General features: G+C 64.2%; 22 protein-coding genes and 1 pseudogene. 15 read left to right on the top strand and 8 right to left on the bottom strand.

Annotated features, from left to right (window positions below):
• Positions 1-6: 6 nt before the first annotated feature.
• The 3 genes and pseudogenes from ACP26O_RS11265 to ACP26O_RS11275 all read left to right on the top strand — a co-directional run bounded on the left by ACP26O_RS11265 (position 7) and on the right by ACP26O_RS11275 (position 2,029).
• A complete protein-coding gene (locus ACP26O_RS11265; protein ID WP_105833509.1) occupies positions 7-258 on the top strand; it encodes a PAAR domain-containing protein in 252 nt (83 codons plus the stop codon).
• Between the two features lie 153 nt (positions 259-411).
• A pseudogene (locus ACP26O_RS11270) lies at positions 412-1,064 on the top strand (transposase); the annotation flags it as partial.
• A gap of 53 nt (positions 1,065-1,117) precedes the next feature.
• Positions 1,118-2,029, top strand: coding sequence for a hypothetical protein (locus ACP26O_RS11275; protein ID WP_175666682.1), 912 nt, complete (start codon positions 1,118-1,120; stop codon positions 2,027-2,029).
• Positions 2,030-2,171: 142 nt separating this feature from the next.
• On the opposite strand, the gene ACP26O_RS11280 is transcribed toward ACP26O_RS11275, so the two are convergent.
• From ACP26O_RS11280 to acs, 3 genes are all read right to left on the bottom strand, one after another.
• Positions 2,172-4,187 carry a sodium:solute symporter family protein gene (locus tag ACP26O_RS11280; protein ID WP_175666681.1) on the bottom strand — a complete coding sequence of 672 codons (2,016 nt, stop codon included), beginning with the start codon at positions 4,185-4,187 and terminating at the stop codon, positions 2,172-2,174.
• Positions 4,188-4,190: 3 nt separating this feature from the next.
• Positions 4,191-4,535 (bottom strand): DUF4212 domain-containing protein, encoded by a 345-nt coding sequence (locus ACP26O_RS11285; RefSeq protein WP_175666680.1) that lies wholly within the window; start codon positions 4,533-4,535, stop codon positions 4,191-4,193.
• Positions 4,536-4,620: 85 nt separating this feature from the next.
• On the bottom strand, positions 4,621-6,603 hold the full coding sequence (acs, locus tag ACP26O_RS11290) for an acetate--CoA ligase (protein ID WP_426356239.1): 1,983 nt from the start codon (positions 6,601-6,603) through the stop codon (positions 4,621-4,623).
• A 326-nt stretch (positions 6,604-6,929) separates the two neighbouring features.
• Here acs and ACP26O_RS11295 point away from each other — a divergent pair, with 326 nt between their 5' ends.
• From ACP26O_RS11295 to ACP26O_RS11335, 9 genes are all read left to right on the top strand, one after another.
• The gene (locus ACP26O_RS11295) at positions 6,930-7,838 is read left to right on the top strand and encodes a DMT family transporter (protein ID WP_175666706.1); all 909 of its coding nucleotides are present in this window, start codon (positions 6,930-6,932) and stop codon (positions 7,836-7,838) included.
• Between the two features lie 115 nt (positions 7,839-7,953).
• A complete protein-coding gene (locus ACP26O_RS11300) occupies positions 7,954-8,559 on the top strand; it encodes a TIGR00645 family protein (RefSeq protein WP_011657441.1) in 606 nt (201 codons plus the stop codon).
• A 34-nt stretch (positions 8,560-8,593) separates the two neighbouring features.
• Positions 8,594-10,117 (top strand): fumarate hydratase, encoded by a 1,524-nt coding sequence (locus ACP26O_RS11305; protein ID WP_011657442.1) that lies wholly within the window; start codon positions 8,594-8,596, stop codon positions 10,115-10,117.
• 193 nt (positions 10,118-10,310) lie between these two features.
• Entirely contained in the window at positions 10,311-10,787 is a 477-nt protein-coding gene (gene bfr, locus ACP26O_RS11310; RefSeq protein ID WP_012364283.1) for a bacterioferritin, read from the top strand.
• A gap of 46 nt (positions 10,788-10,833) precedes the next feature.
• Positions 10,834-11,697 carry a glutamate racemase gene (gene murI / locus ACP26O_RS11315; protein WP_012364284.1) on the top strand — a complete coding sequence of 288 codons (864 nt, stop codon included), beginning with the start codon at positions 10,834-10,836 and terminating at the stop codon, positions 11,695-11,697.
• A gap of 149 nt (positions 11,698-11,846) precedes the next feature.
• Positions 11,847-12,083 carry a (2Fe-2S)-binding protein gene (locus ACP26O_RS11320; RefSeq protein WP_006755389.1) on the top strand — a complete coding sequence of 79 codons (237 nt, stop codon included), beginning with the start codon at positions 11,847-11,849 and terminating at the stop codon, positions 12,081-12,083.
• Positions 12,084-12,300: 217 nt separating this feature from the next.
• Positions 12,301-13,032 carry an energy transducer TonB gene (locus tag ACP26O_RS11325; RefSeq protein WP_175666705.1) on the top strand — a complete coding sequence of 244 codons (732 nt, stop codon included), beginning with the start codon at positions 12,301-12,303 and terminating at the stop codon, positions 13,030-13,032.
• 34 nt (positions 13,033-13,066) lie between these two features.
• Entirely contained in the window at positions 13,067-13,798 is a 732-nt protein-coding gene (locus ACP26O_RS11330) for a MotA/TolQ/ExbB proton channel family protein (RefSeq protein ID WP_011657446.1), read from the top strand.
• Between the two features lie 13 nt (positions 13,799-13,811).
• Positions 13,812-14,240 (top strand): ExbD/TolR family protein, encoded by a 429-nt coding sequence (locus tag ACP26O_RS11335; RefSeq protein ID WP_006754473.1) that lies wholly within the window; start codon positions 13,812-13,814, stop codon positions 14,238-14,240.
• Positions 14,241-14,605: 365 nt separating this feature from the next.
• Here ACP26O_RS11335 and ACP26O_RS11340 read toward each other — a convergent pair whose 3' ends face one another.
• The gene (locus ACP26O_RS11340) at positions 14,606-15,583 is read right to left on the bottom strand and encodes a LysR family transcriptional regulator (RefSeq protein WP_105832435.1); all 978 of its coding nucleotides are present in this window, start codon (positions 15,581-15,583) and stop codon (positions 14,606-14,608) included.
• Between the two features lie 122 nt (positions 15,584-15,705).
• On the opposite strand from ACP26O_RS11340, the gene ACP26O_RS11345 reads away from it, so the two are divergent.
• From ACP26O_RS11345 to hemP, 3 genes are all read left to right on the top strand, one after another.
• Positions 15,706-16,578 (top strand): pirin family protein, encoded by an 873-nt coding sequence (locus ACP26O_RS11345; protein ID WP_175666704.1) that lies wholly within the window; start codon positions 15,706-15,708, stop codon positions 16,576-16,578.
• Positions 16,579-16,676: 98 nt separating this feature from the next.
• Positions 16,677-17,159 (top strand): SRPBCC family protein, encoded by a 483-nt coding sequence (locus tag ACP26O_RS11350; protein ID WP_138847426.1) that lies wholly within the window; start codon positions 16,677-16,679, stop codon positions 17,157-17,159.
• Between the two features lie 138 nt (positions 17,160-17,297).
• On the top strand, positions 17,298-17,543 hold the full coding sequence (hemP, locus tag ACP26O_RS11355) for a hemin uptake protein HemP (RefSeq protein ID WP_006760849.1): 246 nt from the start codon (positions 17,298-17,300) through the stop codon (positions 17,541-17,543).
• 320 nt (positions 17,544-17,863) lie between these two features.
• Here the strand turns inward: hemP and ACP26O_RS11360 are convergent, their stop codons facing one another.
• Genes ACP26O_RS11360 through ACP26O_RS11375 form a run of 4 tightly spaced genes read right to left on the bottom strand, consistent with a single transcriptional unit; the run spans position 17,864 to position 21,098 of the window.
• Entirely contained in the window at positions 17,864-19,261 is a 1,398-nt protein-coding gene (locus ACP26O_RS11360) for a 4Fe-4S binding protein (RefSeq protein ID WP_175666703.1), read from the bottom strand.
• Entirely contained in the window at positions 19,258-20,100 is an 843-nt protein-coding gene (locus ACP26O_RS11365) for an FTR1 family iron permease (protein WP_006760847.1), read from the bottom strand. Before ACP26O_RS11365 ends, ACP26O_RS11360 begins: the two co-directional genes overlap by 4 nt.
• A gap of 58 nt (positions 20,101-20,158) precedes the next feature.
• On the bottom strand, positions 20,159-20,491 hold the full coding sequence (locus ACP26O_RS11370; RefSeq protein WP_006760846.1) for a cupredoxin domain-containing protein: 333 nt from the start codon (positions 20,489-20,491) through the stop codon (positions 20,159-20,161).
• Between the two features lie 55 nt (positions 20,492-20,546).
• Entirely contained in the window at positions 20,547-21,098 is a 552-nt protein-coding gene (locus ACP26O_RS11375; protein ID WP_006754465.1) for an iron transporter, read from the bottom strand.
• Between the last annotated feature and the right edge of the window lie 175 nt (positions 21,099-21,273).

Consider the following 21,273-nt stretch of genomic DNA (forward strand, 5'->3'; position numbering starts at 1 on the left):
ACTGACATGATGAATTTAATTCGCGTCGGAGATGGCACCGACCACGGAGGCAAAGTCGAAACAGGTTCTACGACAATGCGCTTCGACGGCCGCTACGTCGCTCGCAAAGGCGATCGCGTGTCGTGCCCCCAGCATCCCGATGTCTCACCTAACCTCATCGAGGAAGGCGATCCGTCGATGACGGACGATGGCATCCCGATCGCACGGCACGACCATCGCGCCACGTGCGGCTGTCACCTGATCTCAAGTCTCCTTTGATCTTCAGATCGAACAAGCGACACCGTGGCACCGCCTATCGCCTATCTTCGGTTGGGCTTGCAGGTGTGTAACAACCTCGGCCCATGACCTGCCCTCGAATATTCGGACCAACTGAACCTTGAGAGAATGGCTTCCACCGGAGAGACGGAAGTCATGAAGAAGAGCCGGGTTACCGACGAACAGATGGTGATGATCCGGGGCGATGCCGATAAGGTGCCAGTCACCGAGGTCGCGAAGAAGTACGGAATCAGCGAGCACACGACCTACAACTGGCGCCGGCATTTCGGTGGCCTGGAGACGGCCATCGTCAAGCGGCTCAAGTAACCCGAGCACGAGAACGCACGACTGAAGAAGATGCTCGCGGAACGCGATCTTGAGCTGCACGTGATGAAAGAGATCAACGCAAAAAAGTGAGAGCGCGCCCGCTTGACACCAGCAAGTCGCTTACGCGAAACCGCGGGGCATCTTGGAGAGACGTGCGTGCGCGCTAATGATGGTTGCGCGGTTGCGCGATCGGCGTTGCATTACGAATCGAAGCTCGCTGTGCGCGATGTGCCGGTGGTGGTGGCGACGGGCATTCTATCGGCGCAATAACCTCGCTCCGGGTACCGACGAATTCAGATCTTTCTGGAGCGCCAAGGCCAACCGATGAGCGCGAATCACACATGGCGGCTTTGGCGTCTTGCGGGGCTGCTGCTGCCTCGCAAGCGTCCGCGCAGACGTGTGTCGGGCCGTCGTCCGCGGCCCAGCCAGCGACGGCGGCTCAGCATGTCTGGGCGTATGACTTTGTGTTCGACGCTTGCGCAACGATTGCCGGATACGCCAAGAAATTCGAGGAAATCCTGAAGGAATCAAAATCATGATGAAGATAGCCCGCATCGCTCTAATTTCGCTGTTGATTCCAACATCAATTGTGGCAGCCAAAGAATGTTCAAGCGAAACGTCATGCGAGTTTCGCATCGATGATCAATGGAATCTAATACACACAAGTGACGGCAAAAAAATTAGCCTCGCAGGAAAAGAAGTCATGCAAGGCACATATATCATGTTGCGCAGCGGGGAATATTATCTGGCAAAGGAGAGCGATTCCACCGACAAGTCGTTTGTAATTGCGCCAATTATAAAATCAAAAAACGGCGCATCATTTGATCGAGTCATATATTTCTCGATCGAGGCACAGGAATCGTCCAAGCGCGGATACGCAGTCTGGTCCGGCGACGAAATTTCCTTAAGCGAGCCGAGAGAATTATCGAAGTTCTCATGGAGCGCCACATCACAATGGCAGAACAACTTCAAACCAGCAAGGTCAGCCGACTCCAAGAGCAAGATTCAAGAGGGATTTCGACTTGCAGAACTTACCATTCACAACCTCGACGGCAGAGCAATTGGAAATCGCACCTATATTTACCCCAACAAGCAGGGAGCCACACCAGAAAGTTTGGTTTGTTACAAATCATGCGCTCCCAAGCTGCCTGGCTCTACAATGGAATTTCGGGGCGGCTTAGGGAGCTACCCAATTGAGATGTCGATTACCGAGAGTGGAACATCGATTCTCGGGACATATCGATATCAGAACAAAGGCGGCGACCTCAATTTGATTGGCAATAATACTGAAGGAAAAATTAGCCTGAATGAATACACGGAATCTTCACAAAAAAGGATAACCGGGAGATTTTCGGCAACAAGGCAAGGGAATCAACTTGGCGGAGTCTGGATTGCTCAGCCTCAGGGTCGGCAACTTCACTTCTTCGCAGTCCCGGATGGTATTTGATCCGCTCACTTGCCTGATTAGGCCATCTGGACGCACGCTCGCCGCGTTGAGATTGTCTTGGGTCACAGACGAAAACGTGAAGCCGCTTGATTCTCCCGAAATCAAGCGGCTTTTCCGTTGATCCGCCGGCACACTCGCCCCCTCACGGATGCCGAATATAATCCACCAACGCCCTTGTATATTCATCCGGCTCCCGATCGACCAGACTGACCACGATCGCCACCACAAACCCCGCCGGCACCCCGAACACGCCTGAACTGATCGGCTCGATCCCGAACCACGTCCGCCCCGCAAATCCCGTCAACTGCGTGAAATAGGGATACGTCGACACGATGTAGTACACGCACACCGCAAGCCCCGTCACCATCCCGGCGATCGCGCCGCGCGTCGTCGTCCGTTTCCAGAACACCCCCAGCACGAGCACCGGAAAGAAACTGGACGCCGCGAGCGAAAACGCCGCACCGACGAGAAACAGAATCTTCCCCGTATTGAGCGACGCGACATACGACGCGAACAGCGCAACGCCGAGCAGCAGCACCTTCGAGACCGTCACGCGCCGCTGGCTCGATGCGTCGGGCGCGACCATGCAGTAATAGACGTCGTGCGACAACGCATTCGCGATCGTCAGCAGCAATCCGTCCGCGGTCGACAGCGCAGCGGCCAGCGCACCGGCCGCGATCAACCCCGACACGACATACGGCAGCCCCGCGATCTCCGGCGCGGCCAGCACGACCATGTCGGGCTGCATCTGGATTTCCGACCAGTGGACGACGCCGTCGCGAATCACCTCGACGACGCTGATCAGGTCCGGTTCGAAGTGATGCCACTGCGTCACCCACGCAGGCAGCTCGGCGATCGGCCGCCCGACAAGGCTGGTGAGAATCTCGTACTTGATCATCACCGCCAGCACCGGCACGCTCAGGTAGAACAGCGCGATGAAGAACAGCGTCCAGCCGACCGAGCGCCGCGCGGAGGCCACCGAGGTCGTCGTGTTGTAGCGCGTGAGGATGTGCGGCAGGCTCGCGGTGCCGAGCGACAGGCACAGCAGCAGCGCCAGGAAATTCCGCTCGCGCGGCTTGCGCTCGTCGTCGCTCGCGGCAGGAAACGGCTCGTGCATCGGCACGGGCGGCTCGGCGCGCGCCAGCAGGTCGTCGCGCGCCTGGGTCCAGATCACGCGCGCGCCCGTCGGGTCGCGCGGGAAGTCGGCCAGTTCGCGCTCGCGCTGGTTGATCTCGCGCAGCGGCCCGTTGTGGCGCCGCAGGTCCGCAAGCTGGTCGACGAGTTGCCGGCGTGCGTCCGCATACGATCCGGGCAAGCGATCGAGCTGCGCCTGGACGAGCGCGGCCTGCCCGCGATACGCATCGCGCACCTGCTGCTCCTCGGCCGCGTCGCGCACCTGCGCCTCGCGCGCCGCCACACGCTCCATCAGCTTGCCGTAATTGAACTGGGGCACCGGCCCGAGCCCGTTCTTCATCGCGATCAGCGACACGGGGATCAGGATCGCGCTGATCAGGATGATGTACTGCGCGACCTGCGTCCACGTGACCGCGCGCATGCCGCCGAGAAACGAGCACACGAGAATGCCCGCGAGCCCGCAGAAGATGCCGATCGCGAAGTCGACGCCGATGAAGCGCGTCGCGATCAGCCCGATCCCCTGGATCTGCGCGACCAGATAAACGAACGAGCACAGGATCGCCGCACCGGCCGCCAGCGCGCGCACGGCCGTACTCGAAAAGCGCGTGCCGAGAAAATCGGGAATCGTGTAGCGCGCGAGCTTGCGCACGTACGGCGCAAGCAGGAACGCGACGAGGCAGAACCCGCCCGTCCACCCCATCACGTAGGCGAGCGCATCGTAGCCAGTTGCGTAAAGCGAGCCGGCGAGACCGATGAACGACGCCGCCGACAGCCAGTCGGCCGCGGTCGCCATCCCGTTGAACGCGGACGGCACGCGCCGCCCGGCCACGTAGTATTCGACGAGATCGGACGTCCGCGACAGCAGCCCGATCACCGCATACACGGCGATCGGCACGAACAGGAATACATAGCCGATCCAGACGCCGGAGCCGGCCGCGCGCTCGATCCGCCACAGCAGCAGCACGAAGCCCAGAAAGCCGAGCGTGTAGAGCGCGTACGCGCGAATCAGTCGATGCGTCAGCATGGATCAGCGGGCATGGTGCGGATTGCCCGCGTGCGCGGCATGCTCGTCGTGCGCACGCCGCAGCGCGCGGTCCGCGCGCTGCATCAGGCCGATATAGACGACGATCAACACGAGATACACGAGAATCGCGCCCTGCGCGCCGACATAGAACGGCAGGCTGAAACCGGCGAAGCGGATGCCCGCGAGCGCGGGCGCGAAGAACGGCACGACGAACGACACCGAGAAACCAATCGCCATCAGCACCAGGATCAGCGCGACGTTGAAGCGCCAATAGCGGGCATGAGCGCGCGCGAGCGGCTCGGGAACGGGCGGCGGCGCGGCACGCGCCGGACGGGACGGAACGGTCATGCCGTTATTTAGCAAAAAGCCCCTGCGCGGACAATCGGGATTGCCGCGCGGGGGCTCGTGCGCACGACGTGCGCAACGGGTTCGATCAGCGCACTTCGGCGAGCTGATCGAGGATCGCCGGGTTCTCGAGCGTGGACGTGTCCTGCGTGATCGCCTCGCCCTTCGCGAGCGAGCGCAGCAGGCGTCGCATGATCTTCCCCGAGCGCGTCTTCGGCAGGTTGTCGCCGAAGCGGATGTCCTTCGGCTTCGCGATCGGCCCGATCTGCTTGCCGACCCAGTCGCGCAAAGTCTTCGCGAGCGCCGCCGCTTCCTCGCCCTCCGGACGCGAACGCTTCAGCACCACGAACGCGACCACCGCCTCGCCCGTCGTGTCGTCCGGACGGCCGACCACCGCCGCTTCCGCCACCAGCTCATGCGAGACCAGCGCCGACTCGATCTCCATCGTGCCGAGCCGGTGGCCCGACACGTTCAGCACGTCGTCGATGCGGCCCATGATCGTGAAATAACCGGTGTCCTTGTCGCGCACCGTGCCGTCGCCGGCGAGATACAGCCGGCCGCCGAGTTCCTCCGGGTAATAGCTCTTCTTGAACCGCTCCGGGTCGCCCCAGATCGTGCGGATCATCGCCGGCCACGGCCGCTTGACGACCAGGATCCCGCCTTGCCCGTTCGGCACGTCCTGGCCGGTCTCGTCGACCACCGCGGCCATGATGCCCGGCAGCGGCAGCGTGCACGAACCCGGCACCGTCGGCGTCGCGCCCGGCAGCGGCGTGATCATGTGGCCGCCGGTTTCGGTCTGCCACCACGTATCGACGATCGGGCAGCGCTCCTGGCCGACGTGCTTGTGGTACCACATCCACGCTTCCGGATTGATCGGCTCGCCGACCGTGCCGATGATGCGCAGGCTCGACAGGTCGTAGCTCTTCGGGTGGACCTTGTCGTCGGCTTCGGCGGCCTTGATCAGCGAGCGGATCGCGGTCGGCGCGGTGTAGAACACGGTGACCTTGTGATCGCCGATCATCTTCCAGAAGCGCCCGGCGTCCGGATAGGTCGGCACGCCCTCGAACACGACCTGCGTGCCGCCGCACGCAAGCGGCCCGTACGTGATGTACGTGTGGCCCGTGACCCAGCCGATGTCGGCCGTGCACCAGAAGACGTCGGTGGGCTTCCAGTCGAAGGTCCACTTCATCGTCTGCGCGGCCCACAGCAGGTAGCCGCCGGTGCTGTGCTGCACGCCTTTCGGCTTGCCGGTCGAGCCGGACGTATACAGGATGAACAGCGGATGCTCGGCGCCGACCCATTCCGGCGCACACGTGTCGGACTCGGCGTGGGCGAGTTCGTGCATCCACAGGTCGCGCCCGGCGTGCCAGTCGACCTTGCCGCCGGTGCGTCGATAGACGATCACGCTCTTCACCGCTTCGCAGCCGCCCATCGCGATCGCTTCATCGGCGATGCTCTTGAGCGGCAGGGTCTTGCCGCCGCGGGCCTGCTCGTCGGCGGTGATCAGCGCGACCGCGCCGACGTCGACGAGCCGCTCGTTCAGCGATTTCGCGGAGAAGCCGCCGAACACGACCGAGTGCGTCGCGCCGATGCGTGCGCAGGCCTGCATCGCGACGATGCCTTCGATCGACATCGGCATGTAGATGACGACGCGGTCGCCCTTCGCGATTCCGCGTTTCTTCAGCGCATTCGCGAAGCGCGACACGCGTGCGAGGAGATCGGCGTAGGTGACGCGCGTGACGGTGCCGTCGTCGGCCTCGAAGATCACCGCGACGCGCTCGCCGTTGCCGGCTTCGACGTGACGGTCGAGGCAGTTGTACGACGCGTTGAGTTCGCCGTCGTCGAACCATTTGTAGAACGGTGCGTCGCTCTCGTCGAGCACCTTCGTGAACGGCTTGTGCCAGCTGAGGCCTTCACGGGCGAGACGCGCCCAGAAGCCCTCGTAATCGCGCTCGGCTTCGGCGGCGAGTGCCTCGTAGGCCGGCATGCCGGAAATGGTTGCCGCCTTCGCGAGCGCCGCGGGCGGCGCAAACTGACGGGTTTCGTGAAGAACCGATTCAATCGCAGACATCGACTACCCCTTGGTGAACATGAATCCTCTGCATGGCGGCGCGATCGTGCGCACCGCGCGTCTTGGCCGGCGCACGCGTGCGCCGCTGTCTCCCACCACCACCTGCGCGCGCCCCGAAGGCACGCACGATGCTGCGCCGCACCACGTCACGCGACGGTGAACGTACGGCCCGGCGATTTCCACGATAAGCGCTCGAACTTACCCGTCACTTACGCGGCCTCGCCGTTTCGCACGCCGCCACGCTCGGTCGGCGCTTGACCGTCGGCTTTACGCTGTTACAACTGCGACCCTACAATCGTAACTGAACTCGCCCCCCGGACTCCAGCTTGAATCGCTACGCCCTCTTCCTCATCCTGTCGATGCTGTTTGTCGGCAGCAACGTCGGTATCGGTAAATCCATCGTCGTCTTCGTCCCGGTCGCCATCCTCGCCACGCTGCGCTTCGTGATCGCGATCGCCGTCCTGTGGCCGCTGTTCAGCCCGGTGAAGATGCGGGCGGTCCGGCGCGCGGAATGGCTGAACCTGTTCCTGCAGGCGTTCTTCGGCACCTTCATGTTCACGTTGCTGATGCTCAACGGCGTGCAGCGCACGAGCGCGGTCGCGGCCGGCGTGATCACCAGCACGATCCCCGCCATCGTCGCGCTGTTCGCGTGGCTGATCCTGCGTGAAAAACCGAACGGCCGTGCGCTCGTGTCGATCGCGCTCGCGATCGCCGGCGTCGTGACGATCAATCTCGCGAACGGCGGCGCGTCCGCGCACGGCGCTGGCGGCGCCTCGTCCGGCTCGCTGACCGGCAACCTGCTGATCCTCGGCGCCGTCTGCTGCGAATCGATCTACGTGATCCTGTCGCGCCGGCTCACGCAGACGCTCGCGCCGATCGACATCTGCGCGTACACCCACCTGTTCGGCCTGTGCCTGATGCTGCCGCTCGGCGCGACGGCGCTGTGGCAGTTCGATTACGCGAGCGTGCCGGCCGGTACGTGGGCGCTCGTCGTCTGGTACGGGCTGTCGGCCAGCATCTTCTCGTTCTGGCTATGGATGAAGGGCATCCGGCACGTGCCGGGCAGCCTCGCCGGCGTGTTCAGCGCGGTGCTGCCGGTCGCGGCCGCCGCGTACGGCATCGCGTTCCTCGGCGAACGCCCGACGCTCGCGCACGGCATCGCGCTCGCGTGCGTCGTCACCGGCATCGTGCTCGCGAGCCTGCGCGTCAAACGCGCGCCGGCCGCGGCTGCCTGATCCGTCCCCGGCTCTCCCGGCGCGTCGCTGCAGTCGCGCCGGCCGACGCGTTACAATAGCGCGCCTTTTCAAGATTACCCCCGATACCTGCGCACAGCGCCCCCGTACCTCCATCATGTCTGCCTCGCATTCGCCCGGCCACACCCGTCGCTCGCTACGCCCCCTTCCCGCGCTGATCTTCATGAGCCGCTGGCTCCAGGTGCCGCTTTATCTGGGCCTGATCGTCGCGCAGGCCGTCTATGTATTCCTGTTCCTGAAAGAAGTCTGGCACCTGCTGTCGCACGCGACCAGCCTCGACGAGATCAGCGTGATGCTCGCGGTGCTCGGCCTGATCGACGTCGTGATGATCTCGAACCTGCTGATCATGGTGATCGTTGGCGGCTACGAAACGTTCGTGTCGCGCCTCGGCATCGAAGGCCATCCCGACGAGCCCGAGTGGCTCGACCACGTGAACGCGGGCGTGCTGAAGGTCAAGCTGTCGATGGCGCTGATCAGCATTTCGTCGATTCACCTGCTGAAGACCTTCATCAACCCGGACCAGCACACGACGCACGCGATCATGTGGCAGGTGATCATCCACGTGTCGTTCCTCGTATCGGCGCTCGTGATGGCGTGGGTCGACCGCCTGACGACCCATACGCACCCGGCCCATTTCCACGAGACGCACGCGCCGGCAGCGAACGAGTCCCGCAAGCCGGCCGAAGCAGCCGTCAACGCATAAACGCATTCCCCACTGTCCCCACAGAGTCTCAGCCATGACCGTCATCAAACAGGAAGACCTGATCCAGAGCATCGCGGATTCGCTGCAGTACATCAGCTACTACCACCCGCTCGACTACATCCAGGCCCTCGGCCGCGCGTACGAGCTGGAAGAGAGCCCGGCCGCGAAGGACGCGATCGCGCAGATCCTCACGAACAGCCGCATGTGCGCGGAAGGCCGCCGCCCGATCTGCCAGGACACCGGCATCGTCACGATCTTCGTGAAGGTCGGCATGGACGTGCGCTGGGACGGCGCGACGATGGGCCTCACCGACATGATCAACGAAGGCGTGCGCCGCGGTTACACGCACCCGGACAACGTGCTGCGCGCATCGATCGTCAACCCGCCGGAAGGCGCCCGCAAGAACACGAAGGACAATACGCCGGCCGTGATCCACTACGAGATCGTGCCGGGCGACAAGGTCGACGTGCAGGTCGCGGCGAAGGGCGGCGGCTCGGAGAACAAGTCGAAGTTCGTGATGCTGAACCCGTCGGATTCGATCGTCGACTGGGTGCTGAAGACGGTCCCGACGATGGGCGCCGGCTGGTGCCCGCCGGGCATGCTCGGGATCGGCATCGGCGGCACCGCTGAAAAGGCGATGCTGATGGCGAAGGAATCGCTGATGGAGCCGATCGACATTCAGGAAATCATCGCGCGCGGTCCGAAGGACTGGGTCGAGGAACTGCGCGTCGAGCTGCACGAGAAAGTCAACGCGCTCGGCATCGGCGCACAGGGCCTCGGCGGCCTCGCGACCGTGCTCGACGTGAAGATCATGGCTGCTCCGACGCACGCGGCGTCGAAGCCGGTCGCGCTGATCCCGAACTGCGCGGCCACGCGCCACGCGCACTTCGTGCTCGACGGCTCCGGCCCGGCCAAGCTCGAAGCGCCGTCGCTCGACGCGTGGCCGAAGGTCCAGTGGGAACCGAACACGGAAACCAGCAAGCGCGTCGACCTGAACACGCTGACGCCGGAAGAAGTCGCGAGCTGGGCGCCGGGCCAGACGCTGCTGCTGTCGGGCAAGATGCTCACGGGCCGCGACGCCGCGCACAAGCGCATCGCCGACATGCTCGCGAAGGGCGAGAAGCTGCCGGTCGACTTCACGAACCGCGTGATCTACTACGTGGGCCCGGTCGATCCGGTGCGTGACGAAGTGGTCGGCCCGGCAGGCCCGACGACGGCCACGCGGATGGACAAGTTCACCGAGACGATGCTCGCTCAGACGGGTCTGATCTCGATGGTCGGCAAGGCCGAACGCGGCCCGGTCGCGATCGACGCGATCAAGAAGCACAAGGCGGCCTACCTGATGGCGGTCGGCGGTGCGGCGTACCTCGTGTCGAAGGCGATCCGCGGCGCGAAGGTGCTCGCATTCGAAGACCTCGGCATGGAAGCGATCTACGAGTTCGACGTGCAGGACATGCCGGTGACGGTGGCCGTCGATTCGTCGGGCACGTCGGTGCACCAGACCGGTCCGAAGGAATGGCAGGCGAAGATCGGCAAGATCCCGGTCGCAACCGCTTAAGCGCGATCGAACGAAAGGCCGGACAAGCGTCCGGCCTTTTTACTTCCCATTCTCATTCTCGCGCGCGGCCGGTTACGCAAGGCTGATTCTCATTACACGCAAAAGGCAGGCCCGGCAAGGCTTCGAGGCTTGGCTTTTCTCGGTCGAGCGATTATCGTTCGGTTTCTGAAGCCCCACTGAACAAGGAACAGCCATGCAAGGCGACAAGAAAGTCATCGAATACCTGAACGCCCAACTGAAGAACGAACTCACGGCAATCAACCAGTACTTCCTGCATGCGCGCATGTACAAGCACTGGGGCCTCGACAAGCTCGGCAAGCATGAATACGACGAATCGATCGGCGAAATGAAGCACGCCGACTGGCTGATCGAGCGCGTATTCATGCTCGACGGCCTGCCGAACCTGCAGGACCTGCACAAGCTGCTCATCGGCGAGGAAACCGAGGAGATCCTGAAGTGCGACCTGAAGCTCGAGCAGATCTCGCAGAACACCTGCAAGGAAGCGATCGCCTACTGCGAATCGGTGCGTGACTACGTGTCGCGCGAGATCTTCGAAAAGATTCTCGACGACACCGAAGAGCACATCGACTGGCTGGAAACGCAGATCGACCTGATTGGCAAGGTCGGCCTGCAGAACTACCAGCAGACGATGATGGGTTCGCCCGAGTAAGCGCCATCACGGCCACCGCCGCCACGCCCGCCACCTCGCCGTCCGCATGACGATGACGCACCAGCCAGCCGCTTCCGGGGTCCGCCCCGCCGCCCCCGTCGGGATCTTCGATTCGGGGCTCGGCGGCCTGTCGGTGCTGCGCGCCGTGCGCGCGCACCTGCCCGGCGAGTCGTTCGTCTACGTCGCCGATTCGCAGCACGCGCCGTACGGGCCGCGCGACGAGGCGTTCATTACGGAACGCACGCTGGCCATCGGCGAGTGGCTCGCCCGCGAAGGGGCGAAAGCGCTCGTGATCGCGTGCAACACGGCGACGGCGCGAGCGATCGCAGCCATCCGCGAACGCCTGTCGATACCGCTCGTCGGTGTCGAACCGGGCATCAAACCGGCGGCCGCGCTGTCCACGACCGGCGTCGCGGGCGTCCTCGCGACGCAATCGACGCTGAACAGTCCGCGCTTCCAGGCGCTGCTCGACCGCTACGGCGCCGGCCGCCGCTTCATCTGCCAGCCGGGCCACGGGCTCGTCGAAGCGATCGAACGCGGCGACACGAACTCCCCCGCATTGCGCACGTTGCTCGAGCGTTATCTGCAGCCAATGCTCGACGACGGTGCCGATACGCTGGTGCTCGGCTGCACGCACTATCCGTTCTTCACAGAAACGATTCGTGACATTGTTGGCGACCGCCTGACGATTGTCGACACGAGCGATGCCATCGCCCGCCAGCTCGCGCGGGTGCTCGACGAACGCGGCCTGCGCGCGCCGGCCGGCACGCGTGCCGCGCCGCCGCGCTTTTGCTCGACGGGCGACGGCCGGCAATTGCACGCACTCGCGTCGACGCTGCTTGGCCTCGACGCGCCCGTCGAATCCGTCACCATTTCCTCGCCGAACGCGCGCGCCTGCGCGACCGCCTGACGCGCGCCGGCACACCGCCGGCACGCCCTCTCCTGCTATCCCGCCGTTTCAAGGGTCCGATGACCTTAAAAAAAGCCGAACCCAGGCTTGTCAACCTCCGCAAATTTAATGATAATAATTCGCATTACCGTTAGCTATCGCAACTCATCATGATCGTCTGCGTGTGCAAGTCAGTTTCGGATCGCAAGATTCGCGCGTCCCTCGCCGAGGGCGTGGGTTCCTTCGACGAACTCCAGTTCGAGCTCGGCGTGGCCACGTGCTGCGGCAAGTGCGAGGAGTCCGTACGCGACCTCATGGCCGAGCAAGGCGTCTGCGCGAGCCGGTGCGGCGTCGAGCACCACGCTCATCCGATCCCGGTCACGTTCTACGACCGCAAGGCCGCCTGAGCGGCGCCGAGCGTGCGCATGCGGCCGCCGCCGCGTTTTATGTCCGACCGTCAGCAAGCCATTTTCCGCGCGAGCCAGCGGCTTACCTGCCAAGGAGCCTGTCATGGAATTGCTGATCGGATTTGTGACCACCGTTTGCATCTCGCTGCTGATCTTCCGCAAGTAGTGCCGATTCACCCGCCGCGCCCCGGGTGCGACGTCGTTCTTTCAAGCTAACATGCAGGCTTCGCAATCCGCTCCTGCCGGCATCCTGCCGGCTGCTCCACGTATGAATCCCCGGGTCATCACGGTCGCGGTCGGTGTGCTTGCCGCACACGCGATCATGCTGACAGCCGCGTGGCTCCATCGCAACGCGCCGCCGCCGAAATCGGTCGAAGTCCAGTCGATCACCGCGCAGCTCATCACGCCTGCGCCGATCGCCCAGCAGGTCGCGGCCGAATCGATCCCGCAACCCGCGCCGCCGAAGCCCACCCCGCGCGTCAAACCGAAGGTCGAGCCGAAGCCGGTGCAGAAGGCGGCGAAGCCCGCGCCTCAGCCGGTGGCGCAATCGCCTGCTCCGTCGCCGACGCCCGCGCCGGCTGCCGATCCGACGCCGGCTCCCGCCGCGCCCGCCGCTGCAGCGCCGGCCGCAACGCCCACCACGGCTCGCGAAACGATGCAGGTCAGCGCGCCCAAGAACGTGCCGACACTTCAATGCAACTTCGTGAAACCCGACTACCCGTCGATGTCGCGTCGCCGCGGCGAATCGGGCACCGCCTATGTTCACTTCGTCGTCGGCGTGACCGGCAAGATCGAAAGCGTCGAGCTGCAGAAGAGCAGCGGTTATCCGCGCCTCGACGATGCCGCACTCGACGCGATGCGCTCGACCACCTGCCGTCCGTATATCGAGAACGGCCAGGCGATCCGCGCCGCCCGCACACAGCCCTACAACTTCGGGCTCACCGACTAACCTGCCTCATCCGGAAGATTCAAAGGAAACAAAAATGCAAAGCTACGGTATCGCGCACGTCTGGGCGCAAGGTGATTTCGTCACGCGCGCCATTGCGATCACGCTGCTCGTGATGTCGGTCCTGTCGTGGATCGTGATCATCGTCAAGGGCTGGAACGTGATTCGCCTGAACCGCCTCACGAAGAACGCGGAACAGGCGTTCTGGCATTCGGACGACTTCGACGACGGCATCAAGAAGCTCGGTCTCACCGCATCGACGCCGAGCGACAACCCGTTCCTCGCGCTCGCGCTGTCGGGCAAGGAAGCCGCCGATCACCACCATCAGACGCAGCCGCACCTGCACGACCGCATGGACGTGTCCGACTGGGTCACGCGCTGCCTGAAGGACACGATGGACGAAGGCATCTCGCGCATGCAGGCCGGCCTCGCGATTCTCGCGTCGATCGGCAGCACGGCGCCGTTCGTCGGCCTGTTCGGCACGGTCTGGGGCATCTATCACGCACTGCTCGTGATCGGCGCAACCGGCCAGACGTCGATCGACCAGGTCGCGGGCCCGGTCGGCGAATCGCTGATCATGACGGCCTTCGGCCTGTTCGTCGCGATTCCGGCCGTGCTCGGCTACAACGCACTGACGCGCGCGAACAAGGGTGTCGTCAGCAAGCTGCGCCGCTTCGCACACGGTCTGCACGCCTACTTCGTGACCGGCGCGCGCCTCGCGTCGTCGTCGCCCCGCGACGGCCTGCGTCTCGCGACGCGCGCCAGCTGAGACGAGGTGAATCATGGCAATGAACACCGGCTTCAGCGATGACGACGACGATGGCGTGATGAGCGAGATCAACATGACGCCGCTCGTCGACGTCATGCTCGTACTCCTGATCATCTTCCTCGTGACGATCCCGGCGATGCAGCACGCGGTGAAGATCGACCTGCCGCACGCGAGCAGCCAGCCCGTCGACGAAAAGCCGCAAACGGTCGACGTCGCGATCCAGGGCAACGGCACGATCCTGTGGAACGACCAGACGGTCACGCGCGAGCAGCTGCAGGCACACATCGCGGAAGCGGCACAGCATCAGCCGCAACCGGAGTTGCACCTGCGCGCCGATCGCAAGGTTGCCTATGAGCGTGTGGCGGAAGTGATGTCCGATGCGCAGGCCGGCGGCCTCACGAAGCTCGGCTTCGTGACCGAGCCGACCGCGAAGGCGAAGTAACGCACGCGCGTTTGGCGGGTCGGCGGCGGCACCTGGCCGGCCCCACAAAGTAAAAGGCCTTCATCGCCAGATGAAGGCCTTTTTTCATGCGCACGCGGGCGCCTTCGGGCGGCGGGCTCTTCGGCGGTATCGGTTGCGCCTCGAGCAACGCAATGCGGCTACCGTGGTCTGCACGGACTGCGCGTTCTGCCCTATCTGGCTCGCAATATATGCGGCCACCTGATTCCGCTCAGAACTTCCTTCGCGAAATGGGATTTCAATATAGGCCCGGGCGCGAACGCATTCAAGGCCCCCGCGATTGAAACTTGCGATTGCCGGCGGCACTTCAATGACAAAACAAATTTGCCACGACGCGCGGTTTGCATTCAGGTGGACGAAGCATCGGCCGCCGCGGCTTCCTTCTTGTCGCGCTCCGGGCAGCTCGGCTGCTTGTAATCGCCGTGATCGAGCTTCTCGACCAAATAGTCGACGAACGCGCGGACCGCTGGCGGCATCCCCTGCCGCGAAACGAACACCGCATAGAGTTGCGGCACCGGCAGCGTCCAGCCCGGCATCACCGGTGACAACTGTCCGGCGCGCAATGCATTGCCGTACATCATCTCCGGCAGCGCCGCGATGCCGAGGCCGTCGAGCACGGCCTCGCGGATCGTCATCAGGTCCGCCGTCACGAGCCTCGGATCGTGCTCGTGCAAGTGACGCGTGCCGTCCGGCGCGATCAGGTTGAACACGTGCCGTCCATCGACGCTCGGCGTATCGAGCGTCTCGAAGCGCGCCAGATCGTCCGGCACGAGCGGCGGCGCATTCTGGCTCAGCAGGCTCGGCGCGCCGACCAGCATCTGCTCGGTCCGCCACAATGGCCGCACGACGATGTTCGCGTTCTGCGGTGGCTCCGAACGCACGCGCAACGCGACATCGACCGAATCCTCGAACAGGTCGATCACGCGGTTCGTCACGCGGATGTGCACCTTCACCTCGGGATAGCGGTGCAGGAATTCGGGCAGGATGCGCGACAGCATCGTCTGCGACAGCGTGACAGGGACGCTCACGCGCACCGAACCGCGCGGCGACGAGCGCAGCTGCTGCACGGCGTTCATCGCGGCCTGGGCTTCGGCGAGCATCGCCTGGCAATGCTGGTAGAACAGCTCCCCCGCCTCGGTCAACGCGAGCTTGCGCGTCGAACGCTGCAGCAGCCGCACGCCGAGCGCCGCTTCAAGTTCGGTCAGGCGCCGCGACAGGCGCGATTTCGAGATACCCAGCACGCGCTCCGCAGCCGAGAACCCGCCGTGTTCGACGACCTGCGAAAAGTACATCAGGTCGTTCAGGTTGTGTGCATCGATGTTCATTTCATCGTTCCAATTTCAGAACAATCCATTGCGAACCGCCGCAAATCGGACCGCAAAACGCCCAATATAATAGCGCTATGTTTCAAAAATAACGCTATTCCGATGATTTCGAGGGCTTCTGCATGACGACCGCTCGCTCGCTTGACCGAACCTACCCCGCGCTTCGCACGACCGAAGGCGGCGGCTTCGTGGTTCACCGCCCGTTCCCGACCCGGCTGCTGATGGATTTCGATCCGTTCCTGCTGCTCGATGAAATGGGCCCTGTCGACTATGCGCCCGGCGAAGCCAAGGGCGCGCCCGACCATCCGCATCGCGGCTTCGAGACGGTGACCTACGTGCTCGACGGGCGCTTTCGCCATCGCGACTCGGCCGGCCATGCCGGCACGCTCGGGCCCGGCGACGTGCAGTGGATGACGGCCGGTGCGGGCGTCGTGCACAGCGAAATGCCGGACCCCGAATTCGCGCAGGCGGGCGGCCGCTCGCACGGCTTCCAGCTGTGGGTGAACCTGCCGCGCCGCGACAAGCTGATCGCACCGCGCTACCAGGAAATCCCGGCCGACCGCATCCCGACCGCGACGTCGCCGGACGGCCGTGCGCAGGTCCGCGTGATCGCCGGCGAAGCGTTCGGTGTGCGTGCCGCGATCGAGACGCGCACGCCGATCCTCTACCAGCATTTCACGCTGCAACCGGGCGCAATGGTCACGCAGCCGGTGCCGCCAGGTTATCGCGTGTTCGCCTACCCGCTCGACGGAGCGGGCCGCTACGGGCCCGACAGGCAACCCGTCGACGCACGGCAGATGGTCGTCTACGGTGACGATGGCGACGCGGTGACGTTCGAAGCCGGCGATACGCCGCTCGACCTGCTGCTGATCGGCGGCGTCCCGCTCAACGAGCCGATCGTCCGCTATGGCCCGTTCGTGATGAATACCGAGGAAGAGATCCGGCAGGCCGTCGTCGACTACCAGACGGGCCGCATGGGCCGCATCGAAGCGTGACGCGCAATCGGGGCCGCAGCTGCCGCGAAACGGCTTGTTTTGCGTCACAATAACTTCTTGAGCCATGTGGCTGCCGCCACCAGAAGGAACCCGTCCCCTTGAACTTCGAACATCTGATCCAGATCAACTCCGACGATCCGGCCGTGCCGTCCCTTACCCGCGACCAGCTCTGGGAAGGCCTCGTGCTGCGCGCCGAACAGCCGCAGCTGTTCGTGATCGGTCTCGACAGCTGTGTCGTCCACGAACGAACGGACACCACGCTCGAACGCGAGCTGCACTACGGGCATGCGATCGTGCGCGACCGCGTGACGTTCATCCCGAACCAGCAAGTGCGCTACGACATCCATGCGGCCGGTGGTGAAATCGGCGGCTCGCTGACGATGACGATCGAGGAGCGCGACGATCACGAGCTGTTCCTGCGTTTCGAATACCGCACGACGCTGACCGTCACGGACGACAGCGAGGAAGCGCGTCACACGCACGGTATCGTGAAGGAAGCGTATCGCACGTCGGACATCGACACGGTGCGCCTGATCCGCGAATACGCACAAGGGCGCAAGGACCCGGATCCGCTCCACTGACGTCGACGGCGGCCTGCGGGCCGCCTCTTTGACTCACGCTATCGGGTTTGTTGCATCGATCGATAAAGAGTTTTTGTAAATGGGAATAGTTATCATTTAGAATTCATTCCATCGCATCGACTGTTACCGATCAACCGAATGACCGACACCACGCGCCCGACCACGCTGACCTTGCGCCGCACGACCGGCACCGCAAGCGGCAACCGTCAGAAGACGGCAGCGGTCACGACGCCGGCGAAACCCGCCGGAAGCCGCGATGCCGGCACACGGACCCTCAGCAGCGATGCGCTGCTGCAAGGTCACAGCCACATCAGCATCGCGCATAACGGAGAGACCTATCAGTTGCGTGCCACGCGGCTCGGCAAACTGATCCTGACGAAGTAACGACAGAGTATTGTGGGGACCACCTCCCTGAGAGGTGTTGGGCAGTAGCCAGCGTAACGGCTTGCACGCGAGATCTAGACCCCTTCGTGCAAATACACTCAAGCAGCCGTTGCAGCAAGCCAAGCCACTTTTTTGGTTCTCGCACAAGGCAGAAAAAAAGCGACACGTCGAAAGACGTGTCGCTTTTTATTTGGGCGTCCGCAGACAACGGAAAAGGCATCGCGGCTATCGGCGCGGCTGTTTCAGCGCACTCCTGAGCCCGGCGGCGGAACACCTCGCCTGCTACTCCGGCGCGTGGCCGCCAGGCCTTCAATCCCGCATCAGAAACCCCAGAACATCAACCACCACGCGCTGTCGATCACGGCCAGGCCAGCCGCGAACCACACGAATGCAGCCAGTCGGCGCGGCCACGCGGCATAGCGCCCCGTCACCTTCCAAGCGAGCCACGCGCTCCACGCGTTGGCGCAAACGAGAATCGCGATGCGCACATCCGTCGCCCAGCCGAGCGGCACATGCTCGGCCCGCAGCAGCGACAACGTCGTCGCCGACAGCCCGAGAAACACGCCCGCACCCGCGATCGGGATCAGCGCCTGCGCGAGATGATGAAGACGCACGCGATCGAAACGGCCGAGCATCAGCGTCGCGCCGGCCAGCAGCACGAGCAGCGCGGTACCGTACACGAGCCCCGTGCCGACGATATAGCCGACGACCAGACCGCCGTCGAGCCACGAGAACACATCGTTGCGATCCGGGTAATGCGTGAGCAGAAACCACGGTGCATTGGTCTCGAGCGGCCACGTGATGTCGCGGTCGATCAGCCAGCCCGCGAGGAATTGCTTGATCTGCACGAACCACGGGCTGACGGTCCAGTGGAACGCACCGATCGCGACGCCGAGCAGGCCGTACAGGATCAGCGCCGTGTCCCACGGGTTCGCCTGTTGCGCGCCGAGATTCACGACCTCGTCGGACGGCGAGCGCCACGACAGTTCGATCGCATCGCGATGCCCGCTGCAGCGGCCGCACATGTGGCATGCGGCGGCGCCCTTCATGTTGCGCAACGGCACGAGCGGCGCGCAGTTGATCGGAATCACGCGATGCCCGTGCTCGCCGTTCTTGTACGAGCGGCGCCACGCATCCTCGTCGACCTTGTAGCGCATCGGCGCGAGCCGCGACAGCAATCCGAACACGCCGTTGACCGGGCACAGGTACTTGCACCACACGCGCTTCTCGCGGCCGTACAGCAGGCCGATCACGATCGCGCCGACGGTCGAGCCGCCGAGCACGAACAGCACGGCGAGCGGGTACTGGTACACGCTGACCATCTGCCCGTAGATCGTCGTGAGCCCGAACGCGACGAACGGCCAGCCGCCCCACCGCATCCAGCGCGGAATCGCGCCGCCGCGGCCGAACCGGCTCGCGTATTCGGTGAGCGCGCCTTCCGGGCACAGCACGCCGCACCAGACGCGGCCGAGCATCACCATCGACAGCAGCACGAACGGCCACCAGATGCCCCAGAACACGAACTGTGCGATCAGCGTGAGGTTGTTCCACAGGTGCGCGGAATCGTCCGGCAGCGGTAACACCGCCGGCACGATGATCAGGAATGCATAGACGGCGACGACGATCCACTGGATACCGCGGATCACCGCGCCGTGGCGCTGCATCCACTGGCCGGCCAGTGCGAGCCAGCCCGGCTTGGCTGCGGCGGCAACGCTCATGCCGTGCGGCCCGCTGTGACGGCCGGACGGCGGCTCGCGCGCTTCATCAGCAACCAGACGACCGCCCAGTACACCGCATAGGCGACCAGGTTGGTCAGCGCCGGATGCGCGCGATAACCGGTCAGCGTCGCGACGAGCGAACCGAACGTGCCGGAATCATCGAGAATCGCGGACGTGTCCCACAGCTGCGAGATGCCGAGCGGCAGGATTTCCTTGTCGATCAGCTTGTCGACGCCGGTCTGGAACAGGCCCGCGCCGAGGAACAGCAGCATCACTTCGGTGACGCGGAAGAAATGGCGCCACGAGAAGTACTTGCCGCCGAGCTGCAGCAGATAGAACGTGAGGAACGCGAGGCCGAGGCCGATCACGACCGCGAGCATCTGGCTCGCGTCCACATGCCCCGACTGGCCGAAACCGAGGCCGTACAGGAAGATCACCGTCTCGCTGCCTTCGCGGGCGATCGCGAGCGCGACCAGCACGGCAACGCCCCACCAGTTCGAATCGCGCGTGCTCTGCTGCAGCGACTGCTCCATGTCGCGCTTCAGCGTGCGGCCGTGCCGGCGCATCCACAGCACCATCTGCACGATCAGCACGCAGGCGATCAGCACCATCGCGGTCTGGAAATAGTCCTGTGCGTCGCCGGACAGCACTTCGGTGAAGCCGACGAGTGCGGCGCCGAGACCGACGGCCATCAGCAGGCCGACTGCCACGCCCGTCCACAGAAAGGGCAGGCCGCGGCGTGCGTCGTCGTCGCCGTTCTTCAGCCATGCATAGAGGATGCCGACGACGAGCAGCGCTTCGACGCTCTCCCGCCAGACGATGAACAAGATCTGACCCATTGAATCCTCCTGACGTGCGGGGCGCGGCATTCGTGCACCCGTACGCAGATAAAACGCATTACTTCGCGACGATCACGCCCTGTGCCTGCTGGTGGAAATCGTCGAAAAACTTGTACTCGCCCGGCGACAGCGGGGCGACGACCACGAACGAATCGGCGCCCGGCGCGAGCACCTTCTCCTTGCGCAACTGCACGCTCTCGAATTCGGCGGCGCCCTTGCCGGTATTCCTGATCTCGATCTTGAAGCGCTGACCGGCCGGCACTTCGATGCGCGCGGGGTTCAGCTTGCCGTCCGTCATCTCGAGCTTGAACGTCGGCAGATCGGCGGCATGTGCCGCGCCGGCGAGCCACAGCGCGGCGGCTGCGGCGACGATTTTCTGGGGAAATTTCATTCTGGGTTCTCTACGCTGACGGCGCGCCGAAGCGCGCCGTCCGTGATGCCACCGATCAGTACCCGCCCTTCTTGCCGATGCCGGCGAACGGGAAGTCGTATTCGAGGGTGACGGGCTTGAACCACGCACCTACGCCGGTTTCCTTGTCGACGTGACGGCCGAACGCCATGTGGCCCGACTGCATCGGCGGCTTGACGATCATCGTCAGGTGGTACTTGCCCGGGCCGGCCAGCTTCACGTTGTCGCCGTAGTGCGGGCCGTCGCTCGCGACCATGCCCATCAGGTCGCCTTCGGCCTTCCACTTCGTGTCGCCCTGCTTCGTCAGCTTGTACGTGACCTGCAGGTACGGCATCCAGTCGCCTTCCGCGAAACCCGTCGGGTTGTTCTTGACCGCGTGGATGTCGGCTTCGAGGTGGATGTCCGAATCCGACGCCTTGCGCATCATCCCTTCCGGATCCATCGTGATCGGCTGCAGGTACACCGCGCCGATTTCCATGCCGCCCTGGATCTGCTGCTTGCCGATCGGATATTCGGCCGCCGAGGCCGACATCGCGGCAAGCGCCGCCGCTACCGCAACCGACGTGCGGATGAACGAAGAACCCAACATGGACACTCCTTGTTATTTGTCTGACACGCTGCCAACCGCCCTCCTGGACGGCTCGCCGGAAACACTAACGCAATGAAGAACGTTAATGCGAACTATTCTCAATACTTGCGAAGTGTAGCACCGAACCGGCGCTGGAACAAACGAGACCCCCGCTAAACCCCTGATGCGACAAGGC

This window comes from Burkholderia sp. R-40 (assembly GCF_049942845.1).
Taxonomy (GTDB): domain Bacteria; phylum Pseudomonadota; class Gammaproteobacteria; order Burkholderiales; family Burkholderiaceae; genus Burkholderia; species Burkholderia ambifaria.